The organism is Polaromonas sp. (assembly GCF_035638815.1).
Classification (GTDB): Bacteria; Pseudomonadota; Gammaproteobacteria; order Burkholderiales; family Burkholderiaceae_C; genus Polaromonas.
The window spans coordinates 21907-38282 of sequence record NZ_DASQZG010000005.1; the positions used below are offsets into that span (position 1 = coordinate 21907).

Consider the following 16376-nt stretch of genomic DNA (forward strand, 5'->3'; position numbering starts at 1 on the left):
TTAGCCTTAAACGGCGGCTCAAGCGGTATCACTGAATCCCAGAACGTCCCGTTCTTGCGTGTACCCCTAGGTGTACCCCAGACTGCTTTTTAAATTCAGTCTTTCCGGGGGTACACCATGGGACAGCTCAACGAGCTACAGATCAAGGCGGCGCAGCCGCGCGACAAGGAATACATGCTTTCAGACGGGGAGGGCTTGTACCTGCGCGTCAGACTCAACGGGAAGGTCTGGATCTACCGCTACAAGCATGCAGGCCAGCAGGCCAAGCTGAGCTTCGGCCCTTATCCAACAGTGACCCTGGCCGTGGCGCGCAGGAAGGCCCGCGGCGAGGCTGAGAAGCGCGCGGGCGGCATTGACCCCAGGGACGCGCGGCGAGAGCAGTTAGAGCGCGATAGGGTGTCTCGGCTGAATACGTTCGAGCTGATGGCACGCGCCTGGCATGCCCAAGCGCACCAAGACCGTCAGTGGTCCGCAGGTTACGCCGAAAAGGTAATGCGGCATCTGGAGTTGCACATCTTTCCGTGGCTGGGCACGTTGATCATGGAGGCTATCAAGCCTACTGAGCTAGTGCGTTGCCTGCATCGTATCAAGGAGCGTGGCAATCTGGAAACGGCGCAGCGCGTCCGGGAGGCTGTTCAGCATGTCTTTCAGTATGCGGTTGACGTGGGCGCGCTGGACCCTGCCAAAAACTTTGTCAATAGCCGGACTGGAGGCTTGCCCGCGCCGCGTGCCCGTCACTACCCGGCTATTACAGATCCCGAGAAGCTGGGCCAACTGCTGCGCGACATTCAAGGGTACAAAGGCCATGTCATCACGCGTGCCGCCCTGCAGCTTTCACCGATGCTTTTCCAGCGTCCAGGGCAGTTACGCTTGGCCGACTGGGAGGATATCAATTTTGAGCAGGCCATGTGGCGCTGCCCTCCTGAGAAGATGAAGCTTCGCGAGTGGATGAAACGAGACACACGGACGCCAGCACACTTGGTGCCCTTGCCGACGCAGGCCTTAGAAATCTTGCGTGACATCTATCCACTGACGGGCCCCGCTGGACCAATTTTCCGCAGCATGGCGAAGCGTTCAGAGGCGAGCCGCCATATGAGCGATAACACAATCAACAGCGCTTTGCGAACGTTAGGCTACGACACCAGAGAGCAGATCACGGGGCACGGTTTCCGGGCGACGGCCCGGACGCTGATCCGTGAGTTGCTAGGCTGGGATCGTGAAATCATCGAGCGGCATCTGGCTCACGTTTCCGACGAGGAGCTGGGCGGCAGCTACGACCGAACGACATTCCTAGATCAGCGCCGGAAGATGATTCAGCTTTGGGCCGACCTGCTGGACGATTTAGCCGCTGGCAAGGCAGTTGCGCTTGCCACGGACCTTCGTCGGTCAACTTCGATTGAAAAATCCTCGAGCCTACTGGAGGAGGCTGGCGCATAAGCTTGAGCTTGCAGCCTAGCCGCTTTATAGCCTTCGGGGTCATCGACCCATTCTTGCAGTGCTGCGCTCGGCCAGGCCGATGCTCGACCACCCAAATGGACCGGTGGTGGAAAACGGCCCTCAGCAACGCGTCGATAAATAGTAGAACGACTGAGGGCAGCAATACGCATAACGTCGCGTAACCGATAGAAGGCTGGTGGGACCTTGGAAGCCGGTAACTTGGGCGGGGATTTATGGAGAAACATGCGAATCCTTCTCGAACGAGTTCGAGAGAATGCGTCTAAACAGGAATCCCGCCAACTCACGCGAGCGTGCTATGCCTTACCGGGGCGTAGCTCCTCAACCACCGAGGCGTCTGTTTTCAGTTGCGTCATAGTGCTTGTATGGACTTGGCGAGTTCGCGGGGATCTTTGTAGCCTGGTGCTAACTGGGCATTGTTTGCACCGTACAGCGCGAATGAATCGGGTAACCAGAGAGCATATTCGATGCCATTGAGATGATGGTCGGGAGAGCAGTCCACAGACCATCGCCGCAACATATAGCCCGCATTCGCTGCTCGGACCTTTATCTTTAGTACGTCATCTCTCATGCCGTAATCCATGCACACGAGTCCCGGCCGCGGGTGGCTGGGGTGCGGTACCAGCGCTAAGCTGATGACTCGGCTCCATTGCTCATCGTCATTCGCCATCTCGCCCTTGCCGGCAGGGCTGTTCTCGAGCGCGACAGGGTTTTCCATCCGATTGAGGACGTAGTCACGGAACTCTTCGTGGTCTCGGTCATATGCCCGTACGTGCCAGCGAATACCTGTGTCTATGAGTGCGATGGGGACAAGCGTTTTCTCGGTTTTTCCGCTCTTAACCGACGTGTAGTGGAGCTTGACCGCGAGCTTCCGATTAATGGCCCGGGAAATCGGCGCAAGCACCGCAACGTCAGGAAGAGTAAGTGGCAAAGGAGTGTCGCTTGGAAGCATTGCCTCCCAGTCCTCTCCTAATCCTTCCCCAAAGCCTTCGGACAGTGCAGTGAGCACTCGGCGTGCGGAATGTTTGAACAGTGGCTGAAAGTTTGGCGTCGGCCTGTAAACCTTTTCTGCCGGATCCATTTCGCAGTTCCCGGGAGCGAACCGTCTATACAGCGCGATATCTCGAGTTACACCGGAGGGGCCCATACCAAAGCGCTCAGCTACATCTTGCCGGCGAAGCTCCCCCAGGAAATACAGCATGAAATCTATGTGTGCCAATCTTTCTTGCTGCGCACGTGGGTGGTCCTTCAGCTCACGGCTGTCTTCTTCTTTAATGTCCATGAACGAATGATAGATGAAAAAGCAACGACCATGAGACCAAAATGGACCATTACATGCCCAAAATGATCATGTAATGGGTTCAATATGATATAGTCACGATATGAATTTGGAAAAGGAGCTAAATAGACGTCAGAAATAAAAAGCGGCCGAGAACAAAGTCCTCGACCGCCGGGGTGTACACGTAGCTTTCGCAACGGGCACGGTTTCGCAGCCGCCATTGTGTTGCTACTCACTTCGGCCGTCAAGGCTTGCCCCGAAAAGGCCGACCAGGGCGTCGGAAATTAACCAAAGAAGTGAGCAAACACTATGAATGCAATCTCTCCTGGCGAGAAACTCGCCCTCAATGCCAACTTGGTGCTTCGCGTCCGGTACGCGCCGGTGAAGCAACCCTTCGTACAGCCCCAGACGCCGGCCAGCACCACGCTGGCTGCGGCCAAGGCTCTCGCGCTTACGCACTTCGGCTTGACCGAAGGCGCGGTCGACGGCGGAACGAAGACCTACGAGATCTCGGTCGATGAGACCGTGCAGACCAACCTCAGTCTGACGCTTGGCGAACTGGCCACCCATGGCCGGCAAATCGAGCTGCTGCTGATCGAGCAGTTCCAGCAGGGCTGACGCAATGGCAGCCGAGTACGACCTGGCAACGTTCGAAAGGGACTTTGCCGAGGCGCTCGAACTGCCGGCTGCATCGCGTTGGAGCCTGGAGAGGGACGTCGACGTCCCTCTCCAGGCAATTTGCACGATGCACCCTCGCAGCGCGCCGCACGAGTTCTACAGGGTCCGGCTGCGCTGGACCGATTACACGGCGCCGTTTTCCATCAAATTCTTGAGTTTGGAAACCGGCGCCGACAGCGACCAGCACGCCTGGCCCAACATGGACGGCGCGAACCCGGGCGGGTTTTTTCTGTGCGCACCGTTTAGCAAGGAGGGCAACGACCACCACAAGGAGTGGGAGAGCTCCCCTTCAATCCGCTACAGGACGCCGGAGCAGCCGCTGGTTTTTGCCCTGTTGCAACTGCAGTTTCTGCTGGACAACAAATATAGAGGGAGGGGCTGAAATGGCTCAGAAAACATGGGACCTGCCGCGCGACCTGCTCGCGCAATCGATCCAGGTTATGCGCCCCTACGGCGCGATCGGTCATGAGGGCTTGGCCCTATGGTTTGGTGACGACCGGGGTGATGCGGTGGAGATAACGCACCTGATCGTGCCGCATGGCCCGGGTTTGGTGACGCATCCGTTGCACTTGAGCTTATCGCTGCGGGCCATCGCGCGGCTCACGGGCCTGTCCGGACGGCTGGATCGCTATTGGGCCGGCCAGATCCACAGTCATCCCGGGGTGGATGTGCGACTTTCAGAAGTTGACAAGAGGATGGGAGTGCTGGTGCAAGACTACCTCTCCGTGGTTTGCCCGCATTACGCCCAGCAGCCCGTCACCGACCTGCGAGAGTGCGGCATCCACATTTTTGACCGCGGTGCCTACCGCCAACTTGCACCAGCGGAAGTGGGCGCGCGCATTCATGTGAGCGAACGTACCGTAGAGGTCGTCCCGGTGGAGGTACCAGCATGAACGCACAGGACGAGACCTTGGTTTCCAGCAGACCAATGGGCGTCGCCGGCGAGCTGGGTGCGAAAGCACTCGAACCAGCGATCGTTTTTGGACGGCAAGTGATACTGACGGGTGAGCTGGCGAGCTTGCGGGAGCAAAACGGCCGCTGGTGTTTTCTCGATAGCCTACGCCTGCTTTCGCGAGTGGTTGGCGACCTGACCGTGGTCCTGCCCGATGAACGCGGCGACTTTCACTTGGAGGTTGACGAGGTCGTTGCCGAACTTTGGAGTCAGGGCCGGGTCCGGCGAATTGGCGCAAAGGATTGCGATTTCCTAGGCGCTACGGCCATCTTGAATGTGGGCAACACGGTCCGCCCTGACCTGCCGTGGACCTCCATCAACGCCAATGGTTGGATTGCTCGATGCACTTCTGGTTCGAAACCGTTGCCAGAAGGCAGTGCCATCGCCAACCCCTTAGCGTGCATGCTCGCGGCATCGTTTGGCGTAGCGGAGGTTTTCAAGCGCATCTACGGTGTGCCGCCGCACAAGGCCGCGCCAATGAAGGACGTGGCCTTCTCGCTGTTCGAACTCAGCGTCGAGTTCACCGACTTCGGTCCGAGGCTTCCGGACTCTATTTCGCTGCCCAACACACTGCTTCTGGGTGCCGGCGCTATAGGCAACGGTATCGTCCTGTTATCGTCGCAGTTGCCGCTTCTTGGCCGGATGCTGGTACTGGACAAGCAGGTGTTTGGTCCCGAAAACTATGCCACCTGCGCGCTGCTGGACGTCGCCGACTGGATCGGCAAGCCGAAGGCGAAGCGCTTGGCCGGGTGGCTAACTACGCGTTCTTGCCTCGCCGTCACGGGCGAGCAAGCCACCGTTCAGAGCGCGATGGACGACGGTCTGCTTGATGGCCTGCGTCCTGACCTTGTGATCAACGGTCTGGATGACATCGGCGCGCGAAAAGCTGTGCAGAAGGTCTGGCCCTCCTTGCTGGTGGACGGCGGCATTAACTCGGTGGGTGCAGCGGTTAGGGCGCACAGCATGTCGCACCGCCATCTTGCCTGCATGCGCTGCGCGTTCGTTGACCCTGTCCAGGACCACATCGACGCGCAATCAAGGGTCACCGGTCTGGCACGCGCTTCGCTCGAAGGCAACCAGGATCGCCCCATTACGGACGAAGACATCGCGCACGCGAGCTCGGAGCGCCGGGAATGGTTGAGGGCGCAGCAAAGGCAGGGTCGGACGGTCTGTTCTACGATGAACCTGGCGCAAGCCGAAGGGCTCGGGCTGGCGCTGGAGGAGGGCTTCCAGCCATCTGTGCCCTTCGTGGCCACCGCGTCGGCCGCTCTCGTTATGGCGCACGTTCTTCGCACTTTGTTGTGGCCGCAAATGAAGTTTTTTAGCGGCTTTCAGTTCGAGAGCGTTTTCGCTGGGGCGGACACGGCCCAGCGCTATAACAAGCTGGCCTCGCCTGGCTGTGAGTGCACGAGGAACAAGGTCATCATTGACACGATCCTGGCGCGCAGAGACGCCGCAGCATGTAAGGCGCGGTAGGGTCATTGGCCTTGTGGGGCTGACGGGGGTTAGCCCCGTGCGAAAGTGCGTCATGCGGACCTGCTCGCTACACGCGACGAATTGCGCCAACCGCTCTGTCGCCGCCATGCCGGAGCTACGTAAGGTCGCAGCCCGCGCTCGGCTAGCCAGTGGCCATTGAGCGTCGTGAGAAACGAAGCCCTACGACGCTGGCGCCGGGCATTACACTTGCAGGCTGGCCCAACCCCTACATGCGTCCACTCGCCTACAACCCAAAATACGCGCTCAACGCCATCTGTCCTTACTTCACGATGTTTCCGCTGGAGTACCCGCTAAGGGTACTTAGGAAGCATCGCAAGGATGCTCCGGTGGTGATTGACCCGTTCTGTGGTCGTGGCACGACGTTATTTGCAGCGCGGGCAATGGGACTTAAAAGTTGGGGAATCGATGCATCGCCCGTTGCGGTGGCGATTGCCAGGGCCAAGCTTTCCAATGCGACGGCCGATGAGGCGCTGAGCCTCGCTGGTTTCCTCGTTGCTGGGGTCAGGCCTGCGCACACGCCGAACAGTAAATTCTTCAGGAAAGCTTTTCACAAAAACACGCTTCGCGGCATTTGCGCCCTGCGAGAAGGGCTGAGTGCGGGCCTTCAGGACACTGATGCTTCAGTTCTCCTGCGGGCAGCTGTACTGGGCTGCTTACACGGCCCCCTTTTGAAGAGCGGTCTGGCCTCGTATTTCTCGAATCAGATGCCGAGGACATTTGCGCCGAAGCCAGACTACGCGCTGAAGTTTTGGAGCGCGCGTCACATGGAGCCTCCCGAAGTGGATGTGCTCAAAGTACTCGAGCGAAAACTAAAGCTCATCGCCTCTTCGCGGGAACTGCAGAAGGCGCGCTTCACCAATGTGATCCACGGAGACTCCACCGTGGCCGCGTCATTGCCCAAAAAACGCGACTACTCATTGGTCGTGACCTCACCGCCTTACTACGGGATGCGTACCTATGTTCAGGACCAATGGCTGCGCAATTGGTTCTTGGGAGGGCCCGCGACAGTTGATTACGCAGCGGGCGTCCAGCTCGAGCACACCGGTACCGATGTGTTTGCCGAGTCGCTTGGCAAAGTGTGGAAGAACATGGCACGCACCGAAGCGGACACCCTCGACTTGTACGTGCGTTTTGGTGTGATTCCTTCGGCGAAGGTGGACGCTAAAGAGCTTGTCGAACGTTCGCTGGAAGCCGCGAATTCAGGTTTGCGCGTACTGTCTTGGCGCAACGGTCTTTCTGCGACTTCCGGCAAACGGCAGGCAGATCAGATGAAGGCGGATTCAGGAGCTTGTGACGAGTTCGACTTCCATATCGTTCGCCACTGAGGCGGTCGATTGCTTCCTGCCAGCATAGGCGCGAACCAGTCCATCGAGGCTGCAATGAAGTCCAGCGGCCTTTAACCGTTTCTTGCGCTTGCTGAACAATGTCGCAAGGAGCGGTTGCTTCTCGGCCGGCGTGCCGCGGTGGATTCGCGCGTGGCACATCGGGCACAGCGCCACCACATTGGCGGGCACGTCAAGACTGGCGTGTGAGTACCGATGCTGATGGTGGAGCGGGATGACGTGATGCGCCTCGACATAGTGCCTATGAGTCGAGGCGGCTATGAACAGCTGATTCCCGCAATCAGCTTCGCATGTGTGCTCAACGGAAACGATAGCTGTTGCTGCAACGGAAGGATCCCGGTCGTAGACGGTGACCCACGTCGATCGCTTTGGTGGTGGAGGAACGGGAATGTCATACAAGGGCCCGCTGAGCTGAAGCTTCGCCGCGCGCTCTACCACTTCCGCTTGGAATATGGCTTCGTTCATTCGACCTCGTGCCTCGGCAATGCCGGCCAAATCGCCGGCTACTCCGGAGGGTATTGCCGCATACACATCCAGGATCTTCTCAACGGCATTCCGCAGGTCCACTGGAAAATTTGAGTCAATGGATGCGAGGTCGAACTTGCGGCTCAGGATGGCGCCGCGTTCGTAGGCTTTCCCATACCGCATCCTCGCGGAGAGCTCGATCCGGCCAGGTGCAAAGCCCTGAGGGGCCGGCAGACCATCGGCGGTTTCGCCGGCAACCAATTCGACCGCTTCCAATACTTCGAGTCCCTCGAATCGATTCTCGAACTGCGCAATCCCTTGGTTGAGCGAGAGCCACAGCGATTTGCAATTCTCATCGAACAGAAACGCCAGATACACCCCGCGCGTGGGCGTGGTCGTCACATCCTTGCGCATGACCATCACGTAAGGGATGAGGGTGTAGCGGCGACCCTTTTGGCCGGCGGAGGCCTTGATCGAAAGGGAGGGGTGATCTCTGACGGCGGACTCTATCCAGCCCTTGATGCGGTGCTCCAAGGCAACGACCGACGCCGGCGCCATCGCATCATGAAAGCGCATCGCTTTTGTAACCCGTCCTTCATTGTTGCGCCCTCCGGTGTCCAGTACGTACTGATCACGAACGACCTGAACAGCGGCGAGGAACGCAATGTCCGCGACTTCGCCATCATCAGTCGAAATGGACATGGCATAACCCTTGTTCATGAAATTCTGTCATCCATGCCAACGAGCTTCTACGACGCGAGTGCCACCGCCAACCAAATTCACAACGTGCGTCGAACGCTTGTTGCAAAAGGATTCGAGATATGACTTGATGGCTTTTGCGGTTTTCAAGGTTTTTCGTTCACTGGGCAGGTGGAATGCCAGCGACTTCGGCATGATTACGATGCATTTCGCTTGAGCCCGAGAGACGGAAACGTTGATGCGTTCCAGTTGCAAAAGGAAAAATTCCTCGCCGGCGATGATGTCTACATCACCAACTCCGAATGACACGATGATTGTCTGGCGCTGACCTCCCTGAAACTTCTCCACGGTATCAACCGCTTCAGCGATGTCGTTGCGAGTCAGCAGCGGAAAAAGCGAAGATAGCTCGGAAATAATGAGCGCTCGTTGCGCCTTATGGGGCGTGACGATACCCACTACATTCTCAAGAAGCTCCTTAGGCGTGGGAGCGGCATGCAGCTTCCCAGCATTGAGCGGTTCGAGCTGGGTCGACATGGTCTTGTACAAACCCCACACCAAGGCCGCGACCATCTTCGCTTCGTGCAGGTTCGCTTGCGAGGCCGTGTCATCTTCATGGATAAGAGTACAGACTGCCTTGCCGGGAGCGAGCAGAGTTTCCCATGCGTCAGAGGTTGGTAGTGAAGCTGGAAGTCCAGCCATTGCGGCCTTGATGTCGAATAGCTGATGCAATCGCAAGGTGGGCTGAGCTGATGTGAGCTTCGGAGGATAGTCCAGTGTGAGGGCGAAGTCGACGATGTCTTGATTTGACCGGTAGTTGGTTAGCAGTGGAAGCTCCGCCACATTGAAACGCTCGGTGAAATAAGCTTGAATGCTGCCAACGAGATACTCCGAGCCGACCGGGGGATCCAAAGCAGCGATTGGCGGCATTTGCTTCGTGTCGCCAGCGATGATGAGTTGACTTTCGTCCTTCAGGGTGGCGAGTGGCAAAAGGGCGAGCGTGACAGGGACTTGTGAACTCTCGTCAATAATCGCGATGTCGAACACGGGGGCAAGAACTGCGACTGCGTCGGCGAGCTCTGCAACTTTTCGGGAAGCATGTGCAGAGGTCGCCACCAGGGTGACGCGCTGGTCAGATAGCAGACTCGTTCTCAACTGTGCGTATGAAGGTGTTCCTTGCCTTAACGACACGTTCGCGCCGGCAATGTGCGCGGGAAGCAATGGTGAGGGGGGCAATTCGCGCGACTTCGAGTACGCTCTGAAGAAATCGCATGCAGCGCCACATTGCATGGCCAGAACGCCGAGCGCACGATCCGCCAGCTCCTCAACTGCCCGGTAGTTCGGACCAGTCAGGAGGACTTTGAGTGGCTTCTTCGCTTGGTTGGCTTCGAGCACCATTGCTGCCACCATCGCAGCCAAGGTGTCGGTCTTGCCCGTGCCTGGCGGTCCCCAGATCAAGCTTAAGGCGGCTCGCGCAGCGCCTTTAACAGCGTCGTATTGGCTATCGTTGAGCGGTGGGTTCGAGATACCTTTGGCGACATTCGCGAGTGTGGTTGCGGCAACCGGTGTACGTCGTGCAGTCTTGGCGAGAGAAGTTGCATCCCACAGTATTTGCGATAGCGTTGTCTGAGGCCCAGTTCCGGATTTGACGGCCTTTCCCGCCTTGCCAAGAGCCTGAATAGCGTTAGGGTCTGGTTTGGCGTTTTTGGGGTCACCTACGGCATTGAGGACCTCGTCTATTTCACGCGTTGGATCGTAGGGTGGGCCTTGCAAGAGATACAGGCGCTCAGAAGCAATATTGACCACAGTCGGATGCATGGCTGCGGTAAACAAAGCATCTACCCCGGGCCAACTCGCTGCAAACTCCACTTCGGCCAGGCCGGTGGTTCGGTCGAGGGACAGTAGTTGGGCACGAACGATTCTGTGCATCGCAATACCCAAAACCTTTGCTTCCAAGCTAGGGTCGATCGCCTGAAGGTCGAGGGAGTAACCGTTTTCGAGTGGGAAACCAGGCCGGCTCTCCACGCCGAGCGTGAGGTAAGCGTTCGGGGCTTCGATCTTCGCTTCAAGAGAGTCAGGACTCACCTTGAATCGGTAGCGTCTGCCCCCGAGATGACTCAACATCTGATCGAGGACGATTGCTTCGTATCTCGATTCCAGCCCTTCAAGTGGAGCTGCCAAGGCGGCACCAGCCAAAGTGACGGCGGTGGCATGGTCCAACGCGGCCCAACGAGCCCAGAGTTGTGAATCAAAGGCCAGCGACTTCGAAGTCCCAACCCCGGACAGTTTCAGTCGGCTCACCTTCCCTTTGATCGATGCCTTGAAGTCATGGTCTAGCCGTGCAACGATGGAGGTCAAGCTATAAGCCATTCCCCGAAGGTGCTTGCAATATCGATCCACGGCGTCGGATAGGCTTTGCTTGTAGGTAGCCCCCCACTCAACCACACCGCTTGTGTTTGTCCAGATCTCGAACGTTCGCTCGCGTGGAATTCCGTTTGAAAGCGGCTCTGAGTGAAAGCTGTCGAACTTCAGAGGCGGCAGGGAAGTGTGCGAGTACTCTCGATTCGTTGCCAGGAGCGTGTAAACGTGTGGCACGGGCAAGTGCATCGCCAGTTCCACGACTTCTTGGATGAATACGATTGCCGGTGACACGGCGCCGTCTTCTCGCTCTAACAAGGCCTCGGCGGGAAAAAGCCAGGCAAGCGCTCGCTGTTTGGTGTCTTTCAGACCTAACACTCGGGGAAGATGTCGGCCGAACGCTTTGCACAGCTCCTCGTATTGCCTGAACTCCCAGAAGTAGATTTGTGCGTAGGGCAACTTGGGACTTGCGACCCCGGGTTCTGCCAACGAAGCCGCCTCCAAGGCGCTGCTAGCCAAGTCATCAATGAACTTGCTCAGCATCATCCATTCCGCATCGTCGTTGTCCCGCTCGACCATATGCCCTGTGTATTTCAGATGCGTGAGCGTCCCTGCGCTGCCCCATTTCGGTAGGTAGTCGGCTCGATATCCAATGCCAGTAAGCCGACCTGCCGACGGATCGAAAGTCACGACCACACTGGCTCGCAGCTCCACACCTTTGCCGATGGTATTGAGCTTGACCGAAGGGCCCACGGCGGCCAGATTGGTGATGAGCGACCCAGCTCGGCTCGCGAGCGAGTTGCGGTTGCGCTTAAGGAAGGAGTGCTGCGAAAAGGTGGGTGCTGTGGGAGCAAGGGTTTTTAACGCGTGGACGTTCTTGGTTCCACTGTTCTCCAGCACACGCCGTGCGCCTCGCGAGAGGCTGGCAATCTGGCTCAGGTGACCGGATCCCTTCGCTGCGGGCACGCAGTATCTGTCAGGACTTGCATTGAAAATAGCCAAGTCGGCGGGTGACAACCAGTCCTGGAAGCCCAGCCAATCACAAGCGTTGCAGCGATTCCCGACGTGGTAGTCAACGGCCTGCCATCCGGCCTTGTCGCCAAGCCGCACTACGCGCGGTACGTCCTCCGCAAAGAACTTCTTGACGCTGGGCATGAACTGCAGAAAGTCCACTTCCTCTTTGCTCAGGTCCCGGACGAGCGCATGGATCAGATCTGATTTGAGTGCAGTGGGTTGCGCTTTGTACAAAGCGTCGAACTCCGTGAGAAAAGGTGTCGTCCAGAGGTACGTTTTCTCAGACACGTAGTACTTATCCTCCAGGCCATGCGCCTCAAGCCAATTCGCCAGGATGACGGCGTACATGCAGACCTCCGCCGCATAGCTCGCATTGCCCTCGGTGACATTCTTAAGATCTATCACGCAGAGCGCTTGGCGGGTATCCCCTGGCTCGATGCGCTTGCGGCCTCCGCTGCACGTTGCCTGCCACTCCCCTGGCGATGCGGCATCCACCAGCACAATGTCAGGGCGCATACCGGACAGTGGTGGGATGAGGTGCTGATCTCCTGGGGCGACGCTCAAATTGTCAAAGATCCGCTGGCGAAGCGGTTCAGGCTCAATGGCAGGCTGAATGCACAGAGTTGTCCCGGTGATCGTGGGCAGCTCTTTCAATAAGTCGACGTCCGCGAAGTTGGGTCGATGTCTTACCTCTTTGCCCAGCCTTGTGACAAGCATCTGGAACTGGTCTTTTTCGAACCGGTCACCGGCACCGGTCACTAGCTGAACGTTTTGACGCGATTTCAGGGGTGCAGGCAGCCCCGCCGCGGCAATCTCTGCTGGTTTGCCTCTAAATAAAGACAGATACAGTTCCCGATCGCACTGGGTGCGCAGGAACATGGAAAGCTTCGATTTCGACAAGTGCCTGGGTGGCATCGGTACTGTTGTCAATTGCCTTTCCTCCTTTGGGCCCCATCAGCACGTTCGCATCGAAGCTGGCGCTCAGTGTACTGCCACGTTGCATTCGCTTACACGACTGACAGGGGCGAGTGAATGCCGCTGGGTGTTCGCCGTCAGCCCGCTTTCATTCCACTATTGCGCCTCCCAATGGCTTCCCTCCTGCAATTAGAGGAGGTCGGCAATACCGCCTACTAAAGAGCGCTTTGTTTGTATGCTCGTGGCTTGTCTACTATGGGTAATAAGGATGTTCATGCGAAGCCCAACCGCAGTGCCGCCGAAGGCCCCAACCTTCGAGCGCCAGTATCCGCGCCCGGTCACTAGAAAGCGCCGCGGCGCATGCAATGGTCACTAGCTTGGCCAACAAGGTCAAGATACGGCAGGATTCTCGGGTGCGTCGATAGTTGCGAAAAATTGCCGAGCAATAAACCGTGAGAGAAATCCGCCTCTACTGGGCCGACCATGTAGGTCATCATGAAGACCAACTAAGGAGCGGTGGCATTTGGATCCCAGTAAGCGAAGCAGCGCCGCGACCTTCAAATTGTCACTGAGGCTGGCAACGAGATCTACGGCGCTGGCTCGCATTTGGCGGAATAACGCGAGGCGTAGAACCTAAACCTGCTTGGCCAGGAATTCTGTGAAGGTGGAAAAAGAGCGCTGTCCTTTTGCAGTATTAAGTTTGGCCAAGATTGTCTTGGCAATGCGCTGTTGCAGATAGGCGCACAGCGGTTCAAACTTCTCAATGGGCAGCAGCTTCCACGGCGACCCGAACTGAGTTTCAATATTCACTGACAGGACTCCGTAGCTGAACTTTTTAGTCCGGGTCTTGTCGGCACTTGCAAATTCGTTGTACCGCTTGATCAAATACTGCACGTAGCGGCTCAACTGCTGGTCCGCACCGATCGTGCCGTGTGGCGCATTCACCAGAACAGAACGACGGCTGGTCTTCACAGTGACTGTATGGGCCTGTATCGCTCCAGGACTGTTGATCGCGACATAGCCCGTGTTGTTGATGACAGTGATTCGCTTCAGATCATTTAAAAGAATTTTCGCGAAGAAGGCGTCAGTTGGTTGCTCGGGCCGACCCGCAACGCCCTCGTGAATGGTTTTTATTTCCTGAAGGGCATCGACGCTGTAAAGCTCTGGCTCGGAATCCACAACCTTGTGATGATGTCTGCATAAAAGGATCAGGTTGGCGAAGTCATGTCGAGCCTCCTCAGCTTGCGCAGGATCAAACCGAGGGCCTCCATGTCTTCTGGCTTTGATGTGGCAGATTTCCCCGGTTACGGTGCCGGCGCTCTCAACAATGGGAAGCGCGCAGCCGGGATAAGCGCAAACATTGCCGGAAAGCGCGAACAGGCGCTTGATGGTCTTGTCGCTAGGTTCTGCCAATCAGGTTCCTGGGGTTTGGGTGGGAGGATGTCAATCATGATGTGCCTTCGCCACTCTCACGGACTTTTGTTTGCAAGGCAGCCCACAGCCATTCTGCGGTTAATAGGCTCGACGTAAATACTACACTGGGCTTAGGAGATTTTCATGGTCATATCAACCCTCACTATCGACATCAACAAGGATGCGCCTGGCGTTTACACCGCTCATGCTATGAATGGAGACGTTCTAGTGACCGATCCAAATAGCTACGATCGAATTGAGGCTGCGATTCGAGGGGAGGCGAGTAATATTCCGGAGGCGTTTGCCTGCTTTGTGGTTTTCACCTACGGTGGAATATCGACAGGAACCCTGACCATTGCCGAAGCGATTGCACGCGCGTCCCAGCTTGCTGACCGCCTTATCGAACTAATTGCCGAAGAGCATCGACTTATGGGGCGCTGAACTGACTAAGACCCAATACTGAGGATAAATATGGCTGGTGCTAGCAAAAAGTTGGGGCTTAAGAAGATCAAAGACCGCTTGTTGATTCCTGGCGACATCATTCTTACAACAACCAGGGATGTGTTGAGTGCGGCAATTCGAGTTGCGACCTTTGGCGATATTTCCCATGCGATGGTTTGCGTGGACGATAGCAGCGTGATTGATGCGACGGGCGAAGGAGTTCACGCGCGAAACGTGCAGCGACTGTTGTTTGATGAGAACTATCCAGTTCATGTGTTGCGTCTTCGCACTCCACCCTCCGCCACACAGTTGAAAATAATTGATCAGTTTCTCCGCGGAAACATTGGAACGCAGTATTCAAAGGTAGCGGCGGCGCAATCCCTCTTCGGGGGTGGGCTTGTAAGCAGAAAACAATTTTGCTCCCGGCTGGTGGCACAGGCATTCGCCTTGGCTGGCATCCAATTGGTGGATCAGTCGGACTTCTGTTTTCCCGTAGAAATTCTACGGAGCCCACTTTTGATCGAGATCTCTGACTCGACTCAACTAATCACCCTTGGCGAAGCAGCTGCCTGGGAGGGCGTCGAAGATGTCCCGCAATTAATGCGTGACGCCATCAACGCAGTGCTAAAGGCTGCACGTTCGTTGTCCGACAAAATTCAAACTTTTGACGACATTCACGCCTATCTGATAGCCCACCCCCACGAAGACACTTTTATGTCGGAGGCTCTAGCAGCGTCTGGATACCTATCTGTTTGGCAAGTGGAGGCCAACAAAAATCCCTGGCAGTATCAAGATGCCCTGTTAAACGATGTGCCCGAATCTGAAGCAAGGAAGTACTGCCTTCGCTTGATTGAAAGTGAATCGGATGGGCCCCACCGGTTCGTAGTGAATCGAGGAGCTTATGTTGCACTTCACGCATTACATAGGCTTCATTTCTTCGCGGCACTCATGGATTTGTACGAACTCCTTGCCGAACAGCATCGAACCCGCATCAATGTAGCGACGCATTGGTTGAATTCTCGCGGGCTACTTGATCTTGAGAACGTGCGACCGGTCCGTCCTCATTCTGCGGAGTGGTTTGAACAGTTGGAAATCTGGAATCCCCCTCAAGCCGCGATGACTCGACAAGTCACTAACCTATCGGGAGGCTTAGAGGTTTGTTCGGTATGCGGCGATGATCCTGCAAGTGACTACATGCTCGTGGAAGGAGCTCCCGCCGGTGGTCCGGGAACCCTGAGACTTTGCGATTTTTGCGTGCGACATCGACGCAATTCGATGGGGGACTTGTTCGTTCCTTTTCCGGAAGAAATACCATAGAGATTCGCGCTCGATCAGTCTCTAAGGAGATTTAATAATCGCAGCCAATTCCGCGCCTCATTTATCAAGAGTTCTGCCTCTGGATCACTAGCCGACCTGTCGGTGACGTCCGCCCAGTCAGTTGACTTGCATCAAGTTGAAATTTTCTCCGAGCACCGGGCGCTCCCCGAATACCCCGATCAACCGCGATTCGAGCAGTTCGCGATGCTATTGCCCACGGATGCTTCTCAGACAATGACATCCACCGCACCTAAGAACCGACCAAGGATCTCATAGTAAGAGACATAAAACTGCCTGCCGGATAGCTCCGCGCCGGAGCCATGCCTGCCCCGCAACGCATTTTGAAGAGGTCCGATTCAGCGTTTTGGGTTCTACTGCTGGAATGCCAGACCCTACAACCGAGTTGCAGCGACCTGAATAACGCTTTGTCTGCGTCCCGGCGTATCGCCGTCGGGCTCTCGGACTTTGTCCCGCACCTTCCGGTCGCGGCCTGCGGGCTTTGATCCCTGACGCCTGTGCCAGCCTTGCTGGCTGCGCGCTGCGCTTGCCACGG

At 56.9% G+C, this 16376-nt stretch carries 12 protein-coding genes and 1 pseudogene; 8 read left to right on the forward strand and 5 right to left on the reverse strand.

Annotation, left to right across the window (positions count from 1 at the left end):
• Window positions 1-117: 117 nt before the first annotated feature.
• Window positions 118-1437, forward strand: coding sequence for a tyrosine-type recombinase/integrase (locus VE934_RS02285; RefSeq protein ID WP_324883919.1), 1320 nt, complete (start codon window positions 118-120; stop codon window positions 1435-1437).
• A 56-nt stretch (window positions 1438-1493) separates the two neighbouring features.
• Here VE934_RS02285 and VE934_RS02290 read toward each other — a convergent pair.
• A pseudogene (locus VE934_RS02290) lies at window positions 1494-1682 on the reverse strand (helix-turn-helix transcriptional regulator); the annotation flags it as partial.
• Between the two features lie 125 nt (window positions 1683-1807).
• The gene (locus tag VE934_RS02295; protein WP_324883921.1) at window positions 1808-2737 is read right to left on the reverse strand and encodes a helix-turn-helix transcriptional regulator; all 930 of its coding nucleotides are present in this window, start codon (window positions 2735-2737) and stop codon (window positions 1808-1810) included.
• A 306-nt stretch (window positions 2738-3043) separates the two neighbouring features.
• On the opposite strand from VE934_RS02295, the gene VE934_RS02300 reads away from it, so the two are divergent.
• The 5 genes from VE934_RS02300 (at window position 3044) to VE934_RS02320 (ending at window position 7186) form a co-directional block, all read left to right on the forward strand.
• Entirely contained in the window at window positions 3044-3352 is a 309-nt protein-coding gene (locus VE934_RS02300; RefSeq protein ID WP_324883923.1) for a hypothetical protein, read from the forward strand.
• Window positions 3353-3356: 4 nt separating this feature from the next.
• Window positions 3357-3794, forward strand: coding sequence for a hypothetical protein (locus VE934_RS02305; RefSeq protein WP_324883925.1), 438 nt, complete (start codon window positions 3357-3359; stop codon window positions 3792-3794).
• 1 nt (window position 3795) lies between these two features.
• Complete coding sequence (locus VE934_RS02310; RefSeq protein WP_324883927.1) at window positions 3796-4305, forward strand: hypothetical protein; 510 nt, start codon at window positions 3796-3798, stop codon at window positions 4303-4305.
• The gene (locus VE934_RS02315) at window positions 4302-5840 is read left to right on the forward strand and encodes a hypothetical protein (protein WP_324883929.1); all 1539 of its coding nucleotides are present in this window, start codon (window positions 4302-4304) and stop codon (window positions 5838-5840) included. The genes VE934_RS02310 and VE934_RS02315 overlap by 4 nt, the downstream gene beginning before the upstream one ends.
• A 149-nt stretch (window positions 5841-5989) precedes the next feature.
• Window positions 5990-7186, forward strand: a complete 1197-nt coding sequence (locus tag VE934_RS02320; RefSeq protein WP_324883931.1) for a DNA methyltransferase — start codon at window positions 5990-5992, stop codon at window positions 7184-7186.
• On the opposite strand, the gene VE934_RS02325 is transcribed toward VE934_RS02320, so the two are convergent.
• From VE934_RS02325 to VE934_RS02335, 3 genes are all read right to left on the reverse strand, one after another.
• Window positions 7142-8389, reverse strand: coding sequence for an MrcB family domain-containing protein (locus VE934_RS02325; RefSeq protein ID WP_324883932.1), 1248 nt, complete (start codon window positions 8387-8389; stop codon window positions 7142-7144). The two genes, VE934_RS02320 and VE934_RS02325, sit on opposite strands and share 45 nt — an antisense overlap.
• Window positions 8390-8398: 9 nt before the next feature.
• On the reverse strand, window positions 8399-12637 hold the full coding sequence (locus VE934_RS02330; protein WP_324883934.1) for an ATP-binding protein: 4239 nt from the start codon (window positions 12635-12637) through the stop codon (window positions 8399-8401).
• Window positions 12638-13285: 648 nt separating this feature from the next.
• Window positions 13286-14065: an HNH endonuclease signature motif containing protein gene (locus VE934_RS02335; RefSeq protein ID WP_324883936.1), complete on the reverse strand. Its 780-nt coding sequence runs from the start codon at window positions 14063-14065 to the stop codon at window positions 13286-13288.
• A 144-nt stretch (window positions 14066-14209) separates the two neighbouring features.
• On the opposite strand from VE934_RS02335, the gene VE934_RS02340 reads away from it, so the two are divergent.
• Both VE934_RS02340 and VE934_RS02345 read left to right on the forward strand, forming a co-directional pair.
• Window positions 14210-14506, forward strand: a complete 297-nt coding sequence (locus VE934_RS02340; RefSeq protein WP_324883938.1) for a hypothetical protein — start codon at window positions 14210-14212, stop codon at window positions 14504-14506.
• 30 nt (window positions 14507-14536) lie between these two features.
• Window positions 14537-15823, forward strand: a complete 1287-nt coding sequence (locus VE934_RS02345) for a YiiX/YebB-like N1pC/P60 family cysteine hydrolase (RefSeq protein ID WP_324883940.1) — start codon at window positions 14537-14539, stop codon at window positions 15821-15823.
• Window positions 15824-16376 lie beyond the last annotated feature (553 nt).

Bases quoted from the DNA above. Each gene is read 5' to 3' on its own strand.
- VE934_RS02310 (WP_324883927.1), top strand. From the start codon at position 3,796: ATGGCTCAGAAAACATGGGACCTGCCGCGCGACCTGCTCGCGCAATCG.
- VE934_RS02300 (WP_324883923.1), top strand. From the start codon at position 3,044: ATGAATGCAATCTCTCCTGGCGAGAAACTCGCCCTCAATGCCAACTTG.
- VE934_RS02345 (WP_324883940.1), top strand. From the start codon at position 14,537: ATGGCTGGTGCTAGCAAAAAGTTGGGGCTTAAGAAGATCAAAGACCGC.
- VE934_RS02305 (WP_324883925.1), top strand. From the start codon at position 3,357: ATGGCAGCCGAGTACGACCTGGCAACGTTCGAAAGGGACTTTGCCGAG.
- VE934_RS02285 (WP_324883919.1), top strand. From the start codon at position 118: ATGGGACAGCTCAACGAGCTACAGATCAAGGCGGCGCAGCCGCGCGAC.
- VE934_RS02315 (WP_324883929.1), top strand. From the start codon at position 4,302: ATGAACGCACAGGACGAGACCTTGGTTTCCAGCAGACCAATGGGCGTC.
- VE934_RS02325 (WP_324883932.1), bottom strand. From the start codon at position 8,389: ATGAACAAGGGTTATGCCATGTCCATTTCGACTGATGATGGCGAAGTC.
- VE934_RS02295 (WP_324883921.1), bottom strand. From the start codon at position 2,737: ATGGACATTAAAGAAGAAGACAGCCGTGAGCTGAAGGACCACCCACGT.
- VE934_RS02340 (WP_324883938.1), top strand. From the start codon at position 14,210: ATGGTCATATCAACCCTCACTATCGACATCAACAAGGATGCGCCTGGC.